General features: G+C 63.4%; 13 protein-coding genes. 7 read left to right on the forward strand and 6 right to left on the reverse strand.

Features of this window, described 5'->3' with window-relative positions; translation table 11 throughout:
• From GSQ88_RS00360 to GSQ88_RS00385, 6 genes are all read left to right on the forward strand, one after another.
• On the forward strand, positions 1-1,122 hold a 1,122-nt coding region (locus tag GSQ88_RS00360; RefSeq protein ID WP_159005245.1), incomplete at its 5' end, for a D-alanyl-D-alanine carboxypeptidase family protein.
• 2 nt (positions 1,123-1,124) lie between these two features.
• Positions 1,125-1,817 (forward strand): dTMP kinase, encoded by a 693-nt coding sequence (tmk, locus tag GSQ88_RS00365; protein WP_159005246.1) that lies wholly within the window; start codon positions 1,125-1,127, stop codon positions 1,815-1,817.
• Positions 1,814-2,860, forward strand: a complete 1,047-nt coding sequence (locus GSQ88_RS00370) for a DNA polymerase III subunit delta' (RefSeq protein WP_159005247.1) — start codon at positions 1,814-1,816, stop codon at positions 2,858-2,860. The genes tmk and GSQ88_RS00370 overlap by 4 nt, the downstream gene beginning before the upstream one ends.
• Before the next feature lie 56 nt (positions 2,861-2,916).
• Positions 2,917-4,842 carry a methionine--tRNA ligase gene (metG, locus tag GSQ88_RS00375; protein WP_159005248.1) on the forward strand — a complete coding sequence of 642 codons (1,926 nt, stop codon included), beginning with the start codon at positions 2,917-2,919 and terminating at the stop codon, positions 4,840-4,842.
• A gap of 13 nt (positions 4,843-4,855) precedes the next feature.
• Positions 4,856-5,647: a TatD family hydrolase gene (locus GSQ88_RS00380; protein WP_159005249.1), complete on the forward strand. Its 792-nt coding sequence runs from the start codon at positions 4,856-4,858 to the stop codon at positions 5,645-5,647.
• Positions 5,644-6,450 carry an MBL fold metallo-hydrolase gene (locus GSQ88_RS00385; protein ID WP_159005250.1) on the forward strand — a complete coding sequence of 269 codons (807 nt, stop codon included), beginning with the start codon at positions 5,644-5,646 and terminating at the stop codon, positions 6,448-6,450. Before GSQ88_RS00380 ends, GSQ88_RS00385 begins: the two co-directional genes overlap by 4 nt.
• 24 nt (positions 6,451-6,474) lie before the next feature.
• Here the strand turns inward: GSQ88_RS00385 and GSQ88_RS00390 are convergent, their stop codons facing one another.
• The 3 genes from GSQ88_RS00390 to GSQ88_RS00400 all read right to left on the reverse strand — a co-directional run bounded on the left by GSQ88_RS00390 (position 6,475) and on the right by GSQ88_RS00400 (position 11,117).
• Positions 6,475-8,124 carry an acyl-CoA synthetase gene (locus GSQ88_RS00390; RefSeq protein ID WP_159005251.1) on the reverse strand — a complete coding sequence of 550 codons (1,650 nt, stop codon included), beginning with the start codon at positions 8,122-8,124 and terminating at the stop codon, positions 6,475-6,477.
• Positions 8,125-8,155: 31 nt separating this feature from the next.
• The gene (locus tag GSQ88_RS00395; RefSeq protein ID WP_159005252.1) at positions 8,156-10,036 is read right to left on the reverse strand and encodes a TRAP transporter large permease; all 1,881 of its coding nucleotides are present in this window, start codon (positions 10,034-10,036) and stop codon (positions 8,156-8,158) included.
• A 61-nt stretch (positions 10,037-10,097) separates the two neighbouring features.
• Positions 10,098-11,117: a TRAP transporter substrate-binding protein gene (locus tag GSQ88_RS00400; protein ID WP_159005253.1), complete on the reverse strand. Its 1,020-nt coding sequence runs from the start codon at positions 11,115-11,117 to the stop codon at positions 10,098-10,100.
• Positions 11,118-11,379: 262 nt separating this feature from the next.
• Here GSQ88_RS00400 and GSQ88_RS00405 point away from each other — a divergent pair, with 262 nt between their 5' ends.
• On the forward strand, positions 11,380-12,150 hold the full coding sequence (locus tag GSQ88_RS00405) for an SDR family NAD(P)-dependent oxidoreductase (protein ID WP_159005254.1): 771 nt from the start codon (positions 11,380-11,382) through the stop codon (positions 12,148-12,150).
• A gap of 213 nt (positions 12,151-12,363) precedes the next feature.
• Here the strand turns inward: GSQ88_RS00405 and GSQ88_RS00410 are convergent, their stop codons facing one another.
• From GSQ88_RS00410 to GSQ88_RS00420, 3 genes are all read right to left on the reverse strand, one after another.
• Positions 12,364-13,515: a Gfo/Idh/MocA family protein gene (locus GSQ88_RS00410; protein WP_159005255.1), complete on the reverse strand. Its 1,152-nt coding sequence runs from the start codon at positions 13,513-13,515 to the stop codon at positions 12,364-12,366.
• Positions 13,516-13,551: 36 nt separating this feature from the next.
• Positions 13,552-14,610, reverse strand: a complete 1,059-nt coding sequence (locus GSQ88_RS00415; protein WP_159005277.1) for a sugar phosphate isomerase/epimerase family protein — start codon at positions 14,608-14,610, stop codon at positions 13,552-13,554.
• A 162-nt stretch (positions 14,611-14,772) separates the two neighbouring features.
• Positions 14,773-14,916, reverse strand: a complete 144-nt coding sequence (locus GSQ88_RS00420) for a hypothetical protein (protein WP_159005256.1) — start codon at positions 14,914-14,916, stop codon at positions 14,773-14,775.
• Positions 14,917-15,065 lie beyond the last annotated feature (149 nt).

The following is a 15,065-nucleotide window of genomic DNA, read 5'->3' on the forward strand; positions in this document are numbered from 1 at the left end:
TTTAAAAAGGAGGAGGGCGGCTTTGACGGCGATGCGCCGACCGCGATCCTGATTGAAGCCAGCAGCGGCAGCGTGCTGTTCGAGAAGAACGCCGATGAGTTGCGCGCGCCGTCCAGCATGATGAAGCTGATGACCGCCGAAGTGGTGTTTCACGCGATCAAGCAGGGCGACATCAAGCTGACTGACGAATATCGCATCAGCGAAAACGCCTGGCGCAGGGGCGGCGCTCCCTCCGGCACCTCGACGATGTTTGCGGCCATCAACAGCAAGGTTTCAGTCGATGACCTGCTCCACGGCGCGCTGATCCCGAGCGGCAACGATGCCTGCATCGCGCTGGCCGAGGGCATCGCCGGCAACGAGCACACCTTCGCGACCGAGAACATGACCAAGCGCGCCCGCGAGATCGGCATGACGCAGTCGACATTCGCCAATTCCAACGGCTTGCCCGACCCCGGCAACAAGATGACGGTGCGCGAGCTCGCAAGGCTCGCGCGTTACGTCATCCAGACCTATCCGGAGTTTTACAAGCTGTTCGGCGAAAAGGAATTCACCTGGAACAAGATCAAGCAGCCCAACCGCAATCCGCTGCTGAACTCGCTCGAGGGCGCCGACGGGCTCAAGACCGGATACACCAAGGAGGGCGGCTACGGCATGGTCGGCTCCGCCGTCCAGAACGGGATACGGCTGATCGGCGTCGTCAACGGCCTGGAGGATTCCGAGGACCGGGCGTCCGAGGCCAAGAAGATGCTCGAATGGGGCTATCGCAATTTCGAAGTCAGGACCCTGTTCGCAGCCCAACAGCCGGTGGGATACGCCAAGGTGTTCGGCGGCGACAGCGGCTCGGTCAAACTCAGCAGTCCCGATCCGATCAAGGTGATGGTGCCGAAAAACGGCAACGAGAAACTGATCGCGCGCATTGTCTATAATGGGCCGGTGCGGGCCCCCGTTGAGGCCGGTCAGCCGGTCGGCATCGTCAGGGTCTGGCGCGGCGCCAACATTGCGATGGAAGCGCCGGTTTATGCGGCCGAAGCGGTCGGCAAGGGATCGACCATGCGGCGCGCGGTCGATGGCGTCGGCGAACTCGTGATCGGCGTGTTTCGCGCGGGCGCCGAGAAGCTCTGAGCATGGCCGAGACAGCGGTCAAACGATCTCCAGGGCGCGGACGGTTCATCACGTTTGAGGGCGGCGAGGGATCGGGAAAGTCCACTCAGATCAAAACCCTCGCCGAGCGCCTCGACGCTGTGAAAATGCGCGCCATCGTCACCCGCGAGCCGGGCGGCTCGCCGGGTGCGGAGATCATCCGGCATCTGGTGCTGTCCGGCATGGGCAAGCTGTTGGGGGCTGACGCGGAAACGCTGTTGTTTGCCGCCGCGCGCGACGACCATGTGCGCACGGTGATCCGGCCGGCGCTCAGTCAGGGAATATGGGTGCTGTGCGACCGGTTTTCGGATTCGACGCGCGCCTATCAGGGCCGGCTGGGCAAGGTTTCCCCCGAGCTCCTCAACGCGATGGAGCGGGTCACGATCGGTGATCTCAAGCCCGATTTGACGTTCATTCTCGATGTCCCGGTCGAAATCGGCATGCAGCGCGCCGCCGCCCGCCGCGGCAGCGGGGCGCCCGACCGGTTCGAGGCCGAGGACGTCAAGTTTCATCGCCAATTGCGCGAGGCCTATCGGCAGATCGCAGCCGGCGAACCCAGGCGATGCGTGCTGATCGACGCCAGCGCCGATCCCGGCACGGTCGCGGCGATGATATGGACCGCTATGCGCGAGCGGCTGTTTGCGACCAAGACCGGCAACGCGGTCAATCCGGCATGAGCCCGCGCCAGGTCGAACCGCAGATCACGGTCGCGCATCCGCGCGAAACCTCAACCCTGTCAGGGCATCGCGAGGCCGAGACGGCGTTGTTGAATGCCTATCGCAGCGGGCGCATTCCACATGCCTGGTTGATCGGCGGCGCCCAGGGCATCGGCAAGGCGACGCTGGCCTATCGCATGGCCCGCTTCGTGCTCGCCCATCGCGATCCGCAAGGCGCCGACGTGCAGCGGGCCGAGACGCTTTGGGTCGATCCGTCGCATCCGGTGGCGCGCCAGGTCGCGGCCGGATCCCATGGCGGCCTGTTGACCTTGGAGCGCTCGCTCAACGACAAAGGCGTGCTGCGCACCGTGATCACGGTCGATGAGACCCGCGAGACCATTTCGTTCTTCGGATCGACCGCGGCGGTCGATGGCTGGCGTGTCTGCATCGTTGACACCGTCGATGAACTCAATCCCAACGCCGCCAACGCGCTGCTCAAGGTGCTCGAGGAGCCGCCGCAACGATCGTTGTTCCTGCTCGTCAGTCACGCACCGGCGCGGGTGCTGCCGACCATCCTGTCACGATGCCGCAAGCTGCCGTTGCGGCCGCTGGCGACAGCCGACGTGATCCGCGCGGCGACCGATGCCGCCCACATCGCGGCCGACGATCCCGCGCTTGCTGAGGCCGCCGAGGCCTCCGAGGGCAGTGTCTCGCGCGCGCTGACCTTGCTCGGCGGCGATGCGCTCAAGCTTCAGCAGCGCACGGCCGCGCTGCTGTCGAGCTTGCCGCGGGTCGATCCGCGCGAACTGCATGCGCTGGGGGAGGCGCTCGGCGGCAGCGACCGGGTAGCGCTGGCAGCCTTCATCGACAGCGTCGATCGCTGGGTCGGCGAACGCATGCGCGCCGACCCGACCAACGCCAATGCGAACCTGCCCCGCCTTGCACGGCTGGCGGAGGTATGGGAAAAGATCAACCGCGCCGCGCGCGACACCGAATCCTACAATCTTGAACGAAAACCGCTGGTTTTCTCGGTGTTTGGCCTGCTTGCGGAAGCCATGCAGTAACGGCGCCGCCAGGATATTCTCCGGGCAATCTCGCTTGAACGACGAAGGAATTTGTGGTGGCAACGCCGGCTAAGAAAACATCCAGGAAAAAGGCTTCCAAAAAGGCCGCCACGAAAAAAGCCGCCAAAGCAGCGGTCGCGAAAAAGCGCGCCAAGAAGGGCAAGCGCGTCGCGAAGAAGGCCAAGAAGACTGTCAAGAAAGCCGCAAAAAAAACCGTTAAAAAGGCCGCAGCCAAAAAGCCTGCCGCCAAAAAGGCCGCGAAAAAATCGACCAAGAAGTCGGTGAAGAAATCGGTGAAGAAGTCGGCAGCAAAAAAAACTGACACCGCGCCGGTCAAGACCACGGCGAAAGCGTCGCCACCAGCAGCGAAACCGGCCGCGGCGCTCGCGCGCGCAAAACCTGCCGCGATCGCAAAGCCTGCTGCGGTGGCCGCGGCGCGCAACACCTATTTCATCACCACGGCGATCGCCTATCCGAACGGCATGCCGCATATCGGCCACGCCTATGAGGCGATCGCGACCGACGCGCTGGCGCGCTTTCAACGGCTCGACGGCAAGGACGTGTTCTTCCTCACCGGTACCGACGAGCACGGCCAGAAGATGGTTCAGACCGCGCAGAACGAGGGCATGAGTCCGGCCGACCTGGCGACCCGCAATGCCGCGCGCTTCAAGGAAATGGACGAGCGCCTGAACATCTCGTTCGACCGCTTCATCCGCACCTCGGAACCCGCGCATCATCACTCGGTTCAGGTGATCTGGAACCGGATGCAGCAGAACGGCGACATCTATATCGACGCCTATGCTGGCTGGTATTCGGTGCGCGACGAGGCCTATTACGCCGAAGACGAAACCGTCGTCGGCGAAGACAATGTGCGCCGCGGCCCGCAGGGCACGCCGGTCGAGTGGGTCGAAGAGAAGAGCTATTTCTTCAAGCTCTCGGCCTATCAGGACAGGCTGCTCGCGCTCTACCACGACCAGCCCGATTTCATCGGCCCCGACTCGCGCCGCAACGAAGTCATGAGCTTTGTGAAGGGCGGCCTGAGGGACCTCTCGATCTCGCGGACCACCTTCGACTGGGGCATCAAGGTGCCCAACGACCCGGATCACGTGATGTATGTCTGGGTCGACGCGCTGACCAATTACATCACCGGCGTCGGTTTTCCCGACGAGGGCAGCGACAATTGGCGCTACTGGCCGGCCGATGTGCATATCATCGGCAAGGACATCATCCGCTTCCACGCGGTGTACTGGCCGGCGTTCCTGATGTCGGCGGGTGTCCCGGTGCAGAAGCGGGTTTACGCCCACGGCTTCCTGTTCAACAGGGGCGAGAAGATGTCGAAGTCCGTCGGCAATGTCGTCGACCCCTTCACCATGGCCGATCAATATGGCGTCGATCAGATGCGCTATTTCTTCCTGCGCGAGGTGCCGTTCGGACAGGACGGCAGCTACAACCACGAAGCCATCGTCGCGCGCATCAATGCCGACCTCGCCAACGACCTCGGCAATCTCGCCCAGAGATCGCTGTCGATGATCGCCAAGCAACACGCCGGCGTGCTGCCGGAACCGGGAGAGTTCAGCGATAACGACAGGGCGATCCTGGCGCAGGCCGACGGCATGCTGGCGCTGGCGCGGACAGCTGTCGATACTCAGCAGATTCATCAATGGCTCAACGCCGTGTGGGCCGTGGTCGCGGAAGCCAACCGTTATTTCGCGGGCGAGGCGCCCTGGGCTTTGGCCAAGACCGATCCGCCGCGGCAGAAGACCGTGCTGTACGTGACCGCCGAAGTGGTGCGCCAGATCGCGATCCTGGCGCAACCGGTGATGCCGGCCGCGTCGGCAAAGCTGCTCGACAGCCTGGGCATTGCCGAAGGGAGTGCCCGCAACTTCGCGGCACTCGGCGGTGCCGCCCGCATCCAGCCGGGCACCACATTGCCCGCGCCGGTCGGGGTGTTTCCGCGCTACGTCGAACCACCAGCGGCTTGAACGGTCAACGCCGATGCTGATCGACAGCCACTGCCATCTCGATTTTCCCGACTTCGCCGATGAACTCGACGCCATCGTCGCGCGCGCGAGCGAAGCCGGGATCGGACGTATCGTCACCATCTCGACCCGGGTCAGGCGTCTGGGCGCGCTGCTTGATATCGCCGCACGGTTTCCCAACGTCTATTGCTCGGTCGGGACCCATCCGCATCAAGCCGACGAGGAAGACGGTATTGCGGCCGACGAACTGATCGAACTGACGCGGCATCCCAAGGTCGTGGCGCTGGGCGAGGCGGGGCTGGATTATTTCTACGAGCACGGTTCGCGGCAGGCGCAGGAGCGCGGCTTCCGCGCCCACATCCAGGCTGCGCGTGCGACCGGGCTGCCTTTGGTGATTCATACCCGCGAGGCCGACGAGGATTGCGGCCGCATCCTGCAAGACGAAATGGCCAAGGGATCGTTTCGCGCCGTGCTGCATTGCTATACCGGCGGACGCGAACTTGCGATGAAAGCGATCGACATGGGCCTTTCGATTTCGTTCACGGGAATTCTGACCTTCAAGAAGTCGCAGGCGTTGCGCGATCTCGCGGCGGAACTGCCGGCCGATCGCATCATGGTCGAAACCGACTCGCCATATCTGGCGCCCGGAAAATTTCGCGGCAAGCGCAACGAACCGTCCTATGTGGTGGAAGTCGCCAAGGTGCTGGCGGAAACCCGCGGGGTTTCGCTGCAGGAGATTTCGCGCCAGACCACCGAGAACTTCTTTCGACTGTTCAGCAAGGTACCCGCTTTGGAAGCCGCGGCATGACGCTGATGCTGACGATACTCGGCTCCGGATCCTCCGCCGGCGTGCCGCGGCCGGCGCTGGGCTGGGGCGCGTGCGATCCGAATAACCCGAAAAACCGCCGGCGCCGCTGTTCGCTGCTGGTGGAGCGGGCCTCGGATGCGGGGGTGACGCGGATCGTGATCGACACCTCACCTGATCTGCGCGAGCAGTTGATCGATGCCGATGTCGATCACATCGAGGCGGTGTTCCTGACTCATGAGCATGCCGACCAGACCCATGGCATCGACGATCTGCGCTCGGTCGTACTGCATCAGCGACGGCGCATTCCGTTCTACCTGAACCAGTCGACCGGCAAGGATATCCTGTCGCGGTTTTCCTATTGCTTCGTCTCGCCGCCGGGCAGCGACTATCCGCCGATCCTCGACCAGCATTCGATCGAGGCCGGCGAGAGCCGCACCATCGAAGGCAAGGGCGGTGCGGTGACGCTGTCGGCCTTCCTGGTGCAGCACGGCAACATTCCAGCACTTGGGTATCGCATCGGCGATGCCGCCTATACGCCCGATGTCAGCGACATCCCGCCCGACAGCTGGCCACAGCTTGAAAATCTGGAGCTCTGGGTCATCGACGCCCTGCGCTTCACCGGGCATCCCAGCCATTTCAGCGTCAGCGATGCGCTGTCATGGATCGACCGCTTCAAGCCGCGCCGCGCCGTCGTCACCAATCTGCATTCGGACCTCGATTACGAGGTGCTGCGCCAGCAACTGCCTGACGGCGTGATCCCGGCCTATGACGGCATGCGGTTGACGCTGGAGCGCGCAGGGTAGGGCGCACGCGCTCGCAACGACGGCCTACGCCGTTATCGCCTTCGCCGATTTCACCTGATCGCGCAGCATGAATTTTTGAATTTTCCCGGTCGATGTTTTCGGGATGGCGCCGAACACCACGGCCTTCGGCGTCTTGAAGCCCGGCATCTGGCCGCGGCAAAACGCAATGATGTCGGCTTCGGTGGCGTGCGCATCGTCCTTCAATTCGACGAAGGCGCAGGGCACTTCGCCCCATTTTGCATCGGGTTTTGCGACCACGGCGGCAAACAGCACCGCGGGGTGTTTGTAGAGGATGTCCTCGACCTCGACCGAGGAAATGTTTTCGCCGCCGGAGATGATGATATCCTTTGAACGATCCTTGATGATGACGTAGCCGTGCTCGTCGAGCACGCCGAGATCGCCGGTGTGAAACCAGCCGCCTTCGAACGCCTCGCGGGTGGCCTTTTCGTTGTTGAGGTAGCCCTTCATCACGATATTGCCGCGGAACATCACTTCCCCGATGGTCTCGCCGTCGCGCGGCACTTCGCGCATGGTTTCGGGATCGAGCACGGTGACGTCTTCCTGTAGCGGGTAGGGCACACCCTGCCGGCGCTTGAGTTGCGCGCGCTGGTCGGCGGGCAGTTCATCCCAGCCGGGCTGCTCGGCGCAGACCGATGCCGGACCGTAGACCTCGGTGAGGCCATAGACATGCGTCAGCCTGATCCCGATGCGTTCGGCGCCTTCGAGCACCGCAACCGGAGGTGCTGCGCCCGCGATCAATCCGGTCACAAGACGGGCGGCGGCGCCTTTCGGCGCGCTGGGCGCATTGATTAGCGTGTTGTAGACGATCGGCGCGCCGCACATATGGGTGACGCCGTGCTTGGGGATCAGCTCAAAGATTTTCGCTGGATCGACCTTGCGCAGGCAGACGTTGATGCCGGCGGTTGCCGCCAAGGTCCACGGAAAGCACCAGCCGTTGCAGTGAAACATCGGCAAGGTCCAGAGATAGACCGGGTGCTGACCGAGATTGCCGGCGAGGATGTTGCTGACGGCGTTGAGATAGGCGCCGCGATGGTGGGTCACCACGCCCTTGGGATTGCCCGTGGTGCCCGAGGTATAACTAAGCGCAATCGCGTCCCATTCGTCCGACGGCAGCCGCGCCGTGAAGCCGGGGTCGCCGTGCGAAAGTGCGGCTTCATATTCGATCTCGCCGATGTGTTTTGGCTCGCCAAAAGCCGTGTCATCGACATCGATCACCGCCGGTTTCGGGCCGGTCATCAAAGTGAGCGCCTCGGCGATCACGCCTGCGAATTCCGGATCGACCAGAATGATTTTCGCGCCGCCATGATCGAGCTGGAAGGCGATCGAGCCGGCATCGAGCCGGATGTTGAGCGCGTTGAGCACGGCGCCCGCCATGGGCACGGCAAAATGCAGTTCGTTCATGGCGGGAATATTCGGCAGCATCGCCGCCACCGTGTCGCCGTGACCGATACCGCGGCTTGCGAGATAGGACGCAAAACGCCGGCAGCGTTGATAGGTCTGCGACCAGGTGAAGAGGCGGCCCTCGTAAAGCGTACTGACATGGTTCGGGTAGATCGCAGCACTACGCGCCAGGAAACTCAGCGGCGTCAGCGCGACATAATTGGCGGGCGTCTTGTCCAGTCCGGTATTGTACTGGTTCTGGTTGCCACTCATCGGCCACCTCGTTGGGTCGTAAAATTCAAGACTACAGGAACCCGATAGATATCCATGGGAATATGGCGACGATGATCAGGCCCGCCAGCAGCGCCAGCATATAGCCCCAGATCGGCCGGATCCCTTCGGCGGGATCGACCCGGCCGATGGCGCAGGCCGCATAATAGCCGACGCCGAACGGCGGCGCGAACAGGCCGATGCCCATCGCCAGGATGATGATCATCGCATAATGCACCTCGTGGACGCCGACCGTGCGCGCGATCGGAAACAACAGCGGTCCGAACAGCACGATCGCCGGAATGCCCTCGAGCACGCTGCCGAGCACCATGAAGGCCACGATCGAGACCGCGATAAAGCTCGCTGCACCCCCGGGCAGGCCGGTCATCGCGGCCGCAAGCCCGCGCGAGAAGCCGGATTGGGTCAGGCCCCAGGCCATGCCGGTCGCGGTGCCGATGATCATCAGGATCGCGCCGGAGAGGCAGGCAGTGTCGATCAGCATCGGCACCAGCCGCCGCCAGTCGAACTGGCGATAGATCACGAGGCCAATGACGATGCCATAGACGATCCCGATGGTGGAAACTTCGGTGGCGGTCGCGATGCCCTCGACCACGGCGGCGCGGATCACGAACGGCAGCGCCAGTGCGGGCAGGGCGACGACGAAGGCCTTGGCGATTTCACCGCGGCCGGCTTTCTTGACGTGGCTGAGATCCTCACCGCGATAGCGCCACCACACCAATGTCGCCAGCGTGATCGCACAGACCACGCCCGGCAGCAGGCCGCCGGTGAACAGCGCCGAGATCGACACGCCCGTCACCGAACCGATCGTGATCAGCACGAGGCTCGGCGGAATGGTTTCGGTCTGGGCGCCGGTCGCCGCGAGCAGGGCGACGAGATCGCCCGGCTTGGCGCCGCGCGCCTTCATTTCCGGAAACAGCACCGGCGCCACCGCCGCCATGTCGGCGGCCTTGGAGCCCGAGATGCCCGATACCAGATACATCGCGCCCAGCAGCACGTAATGCAGACCGCCGCGGACATGGCCGAGCAGGCTGGCCAGAAAGGCCACCATGGCCCGCGCCATGCCGGTCATCTCGATCAAGAGCCCCAGGAACACGAACAGCGGCACCGCCAGCAGGATCAGATGGCTCATGCCCTCGTCCATGCGGCCGACCAAGACCATCAGCGGCGTGTGGGTGGTCAGCGCGAGATAGCCGAACACGGCCAGCCCGAATCCGAATGCAATGGGAACGCCGGCGAACACGCAGAAGCCGGCGACGCCGACAAAGAAGATGACCAGGTTGATATTGCCGAGCGGCCGCAGCCAGGGCTGCGCCAGCCAGAACAGCCCGATGATGGCCGCGACCGAAATGATCGCCGCCAGCGTGGTGCGCAGGTCGGCCGACCGGAACAGCCGCAGTATCGCGAACACCGCCATCAGGCAGATGCCGACCGGCAACGCCGCGGCGCGCCAGGTGTTGGGGATTTGCAGCGCCGGCGTGGTGATGAAGCTTTCTTCGTAGGCGTACTGATAGGCCGGCCACACGATCATCAACAGGAACGCCAGCGCGGCGCAGGTCGCGACGACGTCGAGATAGGCCCACATCTTCGGACCCGCGCTGGCCACCACCGCGGTCATTCGCATGTGTTCGGCGCGGCGAAACGCCACCACGGCGCCGAGCATCGCCAGCCACAGGAACAGGATCGAGGCCAGTTCATCCGACCAGATCAGCGGCTGGTGCATGACGTAGCGCGAGATCACGCCGGCGAACAGGATCACGATCTCAGCGACCACCAGCAGCGCCGCCGGGATTTCAACAAGCCGGCCCAGCACGGCCTCGATCGATCCTGTGACCGAACGGCGGCGAGGGGGCACCGCCCCGCCCGCCGCCGTGTGGGTGAATTCGATCTGAACCATGTGCCGGTCCCCTCAGGCAGACCTGTTCAAGAAGATTGCAAGTTCAAGAAGGTCTGCCCGTTCAAGACAGCTTGCCGACGGATTTTTCCAGGAGCTCCCAGGCGTGATCGCCGTATTTGCCCTTCCACTCGGCATAGAAACCGGCGGCGCGGAGCTTTTCCCGGAACGGTGCCACATCGGGCTGGTTGAACACGAGGCCCTTGCCGGCCAGCTCCTGCTTGACGCTGGCATTGAGCTTTTCGGTGTCCTCACGCTCCTTGACCGCCGCGGCGTTGACGTTCTTGGCGACGATGGTCTTGATGTCATCGGGCAGCGCCGCCCAGGCGCGGCGGTTCATCAGGAACCAGAAGCCGTCCCACATGTGATTGGTCATCGAGCAATATTTCTGCACTTCGTAGAGCTTCGCCGCCGAGATCAGCGCCAGCGGATTTTCCTGGCCCTCGACGATCTTGGTCTGCAGCGCCGAATAGACCTCGCTGAAATTGATCGAGGCCGGCGAGGCGTCGAACGCCTTGAACATCGAGGTCCAGAGCGGCGACACCGGCACCCGGATCTTGAAACCCTTGTAGTCGTCGGGGCCGGTGATCGGCTTGGTCGACGACGTGGTCTGGCGGAAGCCGTTGTCCCAGATCTTGTCCATCACCTCGAGGCCGGACTTGTTGATCTCGCCACGCACATAGGCGCCGAGATCGCCGTCCATGGCCTTCCAGACCGTCGGGTAATCCGGGAACGCAAAGCCGATGCCGTTGATCGAGGCCGCCGGCACCAGGGTCGCCAGGATCAGGCCCGACAACGTGAAGAACTCGACGCCGCCGGAACGGACCTGGCTGAGCATGTCGGTGTCGGAGCCAAGCTGGCTGTTGGGGAAAACCTGCAGATCGAACCGGCCATTGGTCTCGGTCTTGATCGCCGCCGCCATTTCCCGGGCGCGCGTCACGAACGGGTGCGACTCCGGCAGATTGTTGGCGAATTTGTAATTGAACTCGGCCGCTTGCGCGCGGGCGACATAGGGCGCGCCGACGCCGCCCATGACCGCCGATGCCGCGGTCGCCTTCAGCAGCGTGCGTCGTGAAAAGCTCATCTCGTTTTCTCCCTCGCGGTTTTCTTGTTCGACATCATACGGGCCCGGTCTGGCCGGGTCACCAACGGTCTTGGCACCAACAGTCTTGGCACGCCTTGTTGGGGCATATTGCCCCGGTCTATTGCCCGCTTTCCGTGAAAATACCAAGCGTTCCGCCGTCAGCTTTTATGCGGATTGATTTCGTGCGAAGTTGCCGTAACGAGGCCGGCGGCCAAGACTGGCTGATCATAAGACCGGCTGATCAAAGGAAGGGCAGGCCATCATGACCGATCGCGGCGTTGCAATCGTGACCGGCGGGGCCTCCGGTATTGGGCTGGCGATTGCGAAGGCCCTGCTCGGCGATGGCTGGAAGATCGTGATCGCCGATCTGGCGCAAGGTCCGCTGGATGCCGCGCGCGCCCAACTCGAATCAGTGCGCGCCGATGCCACCCGATGCGTGGTCATGGACGTCGCCAACGAGGCCAGCGTGATCGCCGGGCTGGAGCGCTGCGAGGCCGGTTTTGGCCCGGTCCGTGGCCTGGTCAATTCGGCCGGAATTGGCTGCGACGTGCCGTTCTTCGACACCAGCGTCGAGCTGTTTCGCAAGATTCTCGATATCAACCTGACCGGAAGCTTCACGGTAGCCCGCGAGGCCGGCAAATTGATGCGGGCCCATGGCGGTGGCGCCATCGTCAACATCGCCTCGATTTCGGGCCAGCGCGGCAATCTCGGCCGGTCGGCCTATGGCGCGTCGAAGGGCGGCGTGATCACGCTGACCCAGGTGATGGCCTGCGAGCTGGCGCCGCAGAACATCCGGGTCAACGCCATCGCGCCGGGTCCGGTCGAGACGCCGCTGGTCCAGGCGATGCAGACCGACCGGATGCGCTCGGAATGGCTCAGCGAGGTCCCGCAGCGGCGCTACGCAGCACCGGACGAGATCGCCGGCGCGGCGCTGTTCCTGATGGACGACAGCAAAGCGAGTTTTGTCACTGGCCACATCCTCAACGTCGATGGCGGCTTTGCCGCGGCCGGATATCTGCCGGTCCGGGCCTGAGTTACCTTGGAATGATAGGAGTTTCCGACAAGTCTCTGTAATTCCTATGGATATAAATATTCCATAATATACCTTATGCGAATCTAGGATATCGGGATGCTGCCGCAGGTCGCGAACGTCCCAACAGAAAGCGTGTCCCATCCAACTCATTTCGAGTTCGCGTCGCCGGTCCCACGACAGCAATGCCGGCCCTTGCACCGTCCGAGCTACCGTTCAACGCTCCGGTACAACCCAGATCCCGCCGGCGGCATTCGAGCGCAGCGCCGCATCGACCATCGCGACGCCAGCGAAGCCGTCTTCGACGCTCGGAAAGGTCACCGCCGGATCGATCGGCGCGCCTGTGCGACGGGCCACGATGGCCGCGGCCACCTCGGTGTAGATCGTCGCGAACGCCTCCAAATAGCCCTCGGGGTGACCAGACGGAATGCGATTGATGCGCTGGCCGTCGGCATTCATAACCGCCGTGCCACGGCGAACAAGCCGCGGCGCCTCGCCGAGCGGCGACCAGAGAAGGCGGTTTGGCTCCTCCTGGCTCCATTCCAGCCCGCCCTTCTCGCCGAACACCCGTAATCGAAGTCCGTTGTCGTTGCCCGGTGCGACTTGGCTTGCCCACAATGCGCCCCGTGCCCCGTTGGCGTAGCGCAGCAGAATCTGCACGTTGTCGTCGAGGCGACGCCCCGGCACAAAGGTGGTTACTTCGGCCAAAATCTGCTCCGGGGCCATTCCGGTGACGAAGTGGGCGAGCTGATAGGCATGGGTGCCGATGTCGCCGATGCAGCCTCCTGCCCCCGCCCGCGCTGGATCGGTGCGCCACTCGGCCTGCTTCTGACCTGTGGTCTCGATCGGTGCTGCCAGCCAATCCTGCGGGTATTCGACCTGAACGATCCGAATCGTGCCGAGTTCGCCGCCACGCACCATGGCGCGTCCATGACGTATCAGCGGATAGCCGGAGTAGTTATAGGTGGTCGCGAAGATCAATCCGCTGGCGCGCGCCTTGTCACGCAGGCGGCGTGCTTCCTCCAAAGTTGCCGCCAACGGTTTGTCGCAGATGATATGGACGCCGGTTTCCAGAAAGGCCTCGGCGATGGCCGCGTGCATATGGTTCGGGGTGACAATCGAGACCGCCTCGATGCGATCGGCTCTCGCCGCTTCTGCCCGCGCCATCATCCGAAAGTCCGGATAGGATCGCTCGGGCGCAAGCCCGATGGCCTCGGCGGAACGCTTCGCCTTTTCGGGGGACGCGGAGAGCGCGCCGGCGACGAGGACGTAGGCGTCGTCGAGGCGCGCGGCAATGCGGTGGACGGCGCCGATGAACGCGCCCTCCCCGCCGCCCACCATTCCCAGTCGAATGCGCGTGTCGGCCATGTTGTGCTCCTTGATCTCGTTATCTCACGTCCTTGCTCAGGCGAGCCCCAGCATGCGCCGGGCCTGCATGTCATCGGCAGCACCGCCGGCGAAATCGTCGAATGCCTTTTCGGTAACGCGGATGATATGATCCCTGATGAAGGCCGCGCCCTCCCGGGCGCCGTCCTCCGCGTTCTTCAGACAGCACTCCCACTCGATAACTGCCCAGCGGTCATATCCAATGGTGGCCAGCCGGGAGAAGATCGCCTTGAAGTCGACCTGCCCGTCGCCCAGCGAACGGAAGCGGCCAGCCCGGTCGATCCAGCTTTGAAATCCGGAATATACACCCTGCCGGCCGGTCGGATTGAACTCGGCGTCCTTGACGTGGAAGGCGCGGATACGCTCCGCATAGATGTCGATGAAGGCCAGGTAGTCGAGTTGCTGCAGAACAAAGTGGGAGGGATCGTAGTTGATAGCGCAGCGCGGATGATTGCCCGTGCGCTCGAGAAACATCTCGAAAGTGGCGCCGTCGAACACGTCCTCGCCTGGATGAATCTCGTAGCAGAGATCGACGCCGGCTTCATCGTATGCGTCGAGGATCGGGCGCCAGCGCCGGGCAAGTTCGTCGAAGGCGGTCTCGATCAGCCCTGGCGGCCGCTGCGGCCACGGATAGAGGTACGGCCAGGCCAGCGCACCGGTGAAGCTGACGCTGCCGGTGAGACCGAGGCGTCGGGACGCCTGCGCGGCTTTCATCAACTGGTCCACGGCCCAGACCTGGCGTTTTTCCGGCTTGCCTTTAAGCGCCGGTGGCGCGAACGCGTCGAAAGCTTCGTCATAGGCTGGATGAACTGCGACGAGCTGTCCCTGCAAGTGGGTCGATAGTTCGGTGATCGCAAGCCCGTGGCTCGCCGCAACGCCGACGATCTCGTCGCAGTAGGTTTGCGAGGCCGCCGCCTTGTCCAGATCGATCATGCGTGGATCGAAAGTCGGAATCTGCACACCCTTGTAACCGAGCCCGGCGGCCCAGCGGCAAATGCCATCGAAACTGTTGAATGGCGGCGTGTCGCCCGCGAACTGGGCAAGGAAAATCGCAGGTCCTTTCATCGTGGCAGGCATTTTTCTCTCCCGTTGGGCCGTCCCGCCACGCCGGAGGACGTCGCTGACGGATTTTTTTGCTTGGTGTTGGTTTTGCAGCCGATCCCCGCTCGCGCCGGGATCGGGTTCTGAGGAGAAGGACGAGAACCCGGCAATGTCGTCACCGGGTTCCATCTCGTGTTTTCAATTCTCTCTTTGCGTCCCGGGTACGATTTGCAGGCCGATGTCGTTCAGCACCTCGATCTTGCCGAACGACTTGGACAAACCCTCGACTTGCATCATGGGAGCGGTGCCGCAGCCGGCCGGAGTGGACATCGCCGCGTTCATGTCGTCCTCCGAGGATGCATCCGATAAAGCCCGCCTCGTCATACCTACCGATCAACTGACGATAGCTTATCATGCATTTGGATAGAACCTTGTTGATCCCCTACATAGACCCCGCTTGACGGATCGTTGATCAGGGCTTGCTGACTGAT

The sequence above is a fragment of the Bradyrhizobium sp. S69 genome, assembly GCF_009766005.1.
In the GTDB taxonomy this organism is placed as follows: domain Bacteria; phylum Pseudomonadota; class Alphaproteobacteria; order Rhizobiales; family Xanthobacteraceae; genus Bradyrhizobium.

Coding starts and splice junctions, on each gene's coding strand:
- tmk (WP_159005246.1), top strand. CDS start 1,125: ATGGCCGAGACAGCGGTCAAACGATCTCCAGGGCGCGGACGGTTCATC.
- GSQ88_RS00370 (WP_159005247.1), top strand. CDS start 1,814: ATGAGCCCGCGCCAGGTCGAACCGCAGATCACGGTCGCGCATCCGCGC.
- GSQ88_RS00380 (WP_159005249.1), top strand. CDS start 4,856: ATGCTGATCGACAGCCACTGCCATCTCGATTTTCCCGACTTCGCCGAT.
- GSQ88_RS00385 (WP_159005250.1), top strand. CDS start 5,644: ATGACGCTGATGCTGACGATACTCGGCTCCGGATCCTCCGCCGGCGTG.
- GSQ88_RS00390 (WP_159005251.1), bottom strand. CDS start 8,124: ATGAGTGGCAACCAGAACCAGTACAATACCGGACTGGACAAGACGCCC.
- GSQ88_RS00395 (WP_159005252.1), bottom strand. CDS start 10,036: ATGGTTCAGATCGAATTCACCCACACGGCGGCGGGCGGGGCGGTGCCC.
- GSQ88_RS00400 (WP_159005253.1), bottom strand. CDS start 11,117: ATGAGCTTTTCACGACGCACGCTGCTGAAGGCGACCGCGGCATCGGCG.
- GSQ88_RS00405 (WP_159005254.1), top strand. CDS start 11,380: ATGACCGATCGCGGCGTTGCAATCGTGACCGGCGGGGCCTCCGGTATT.
- GSQ88_RS00410 (WP_159005255.1), bottom strand. CDS start 13,515: ATGGCCGACACGCGCATTCGACTGGGAATGGTGGGCGGCGGGGAGGGC.
- GSQ88_RS00415 (WP_159005277.1), bottom strand. CDS start 14,610: ATGCCTGCCACGATGAAAGGACCTGCGATTTTCCTTGCCCAGTTCGCG.
- GSQ88_RS00420 (WP_159005256.1), bottom strand. CDS start 14,916: ATGAACGCGGCGATGTCCACTCCGGCCGGCTGCGGCACCGCTCCCATG.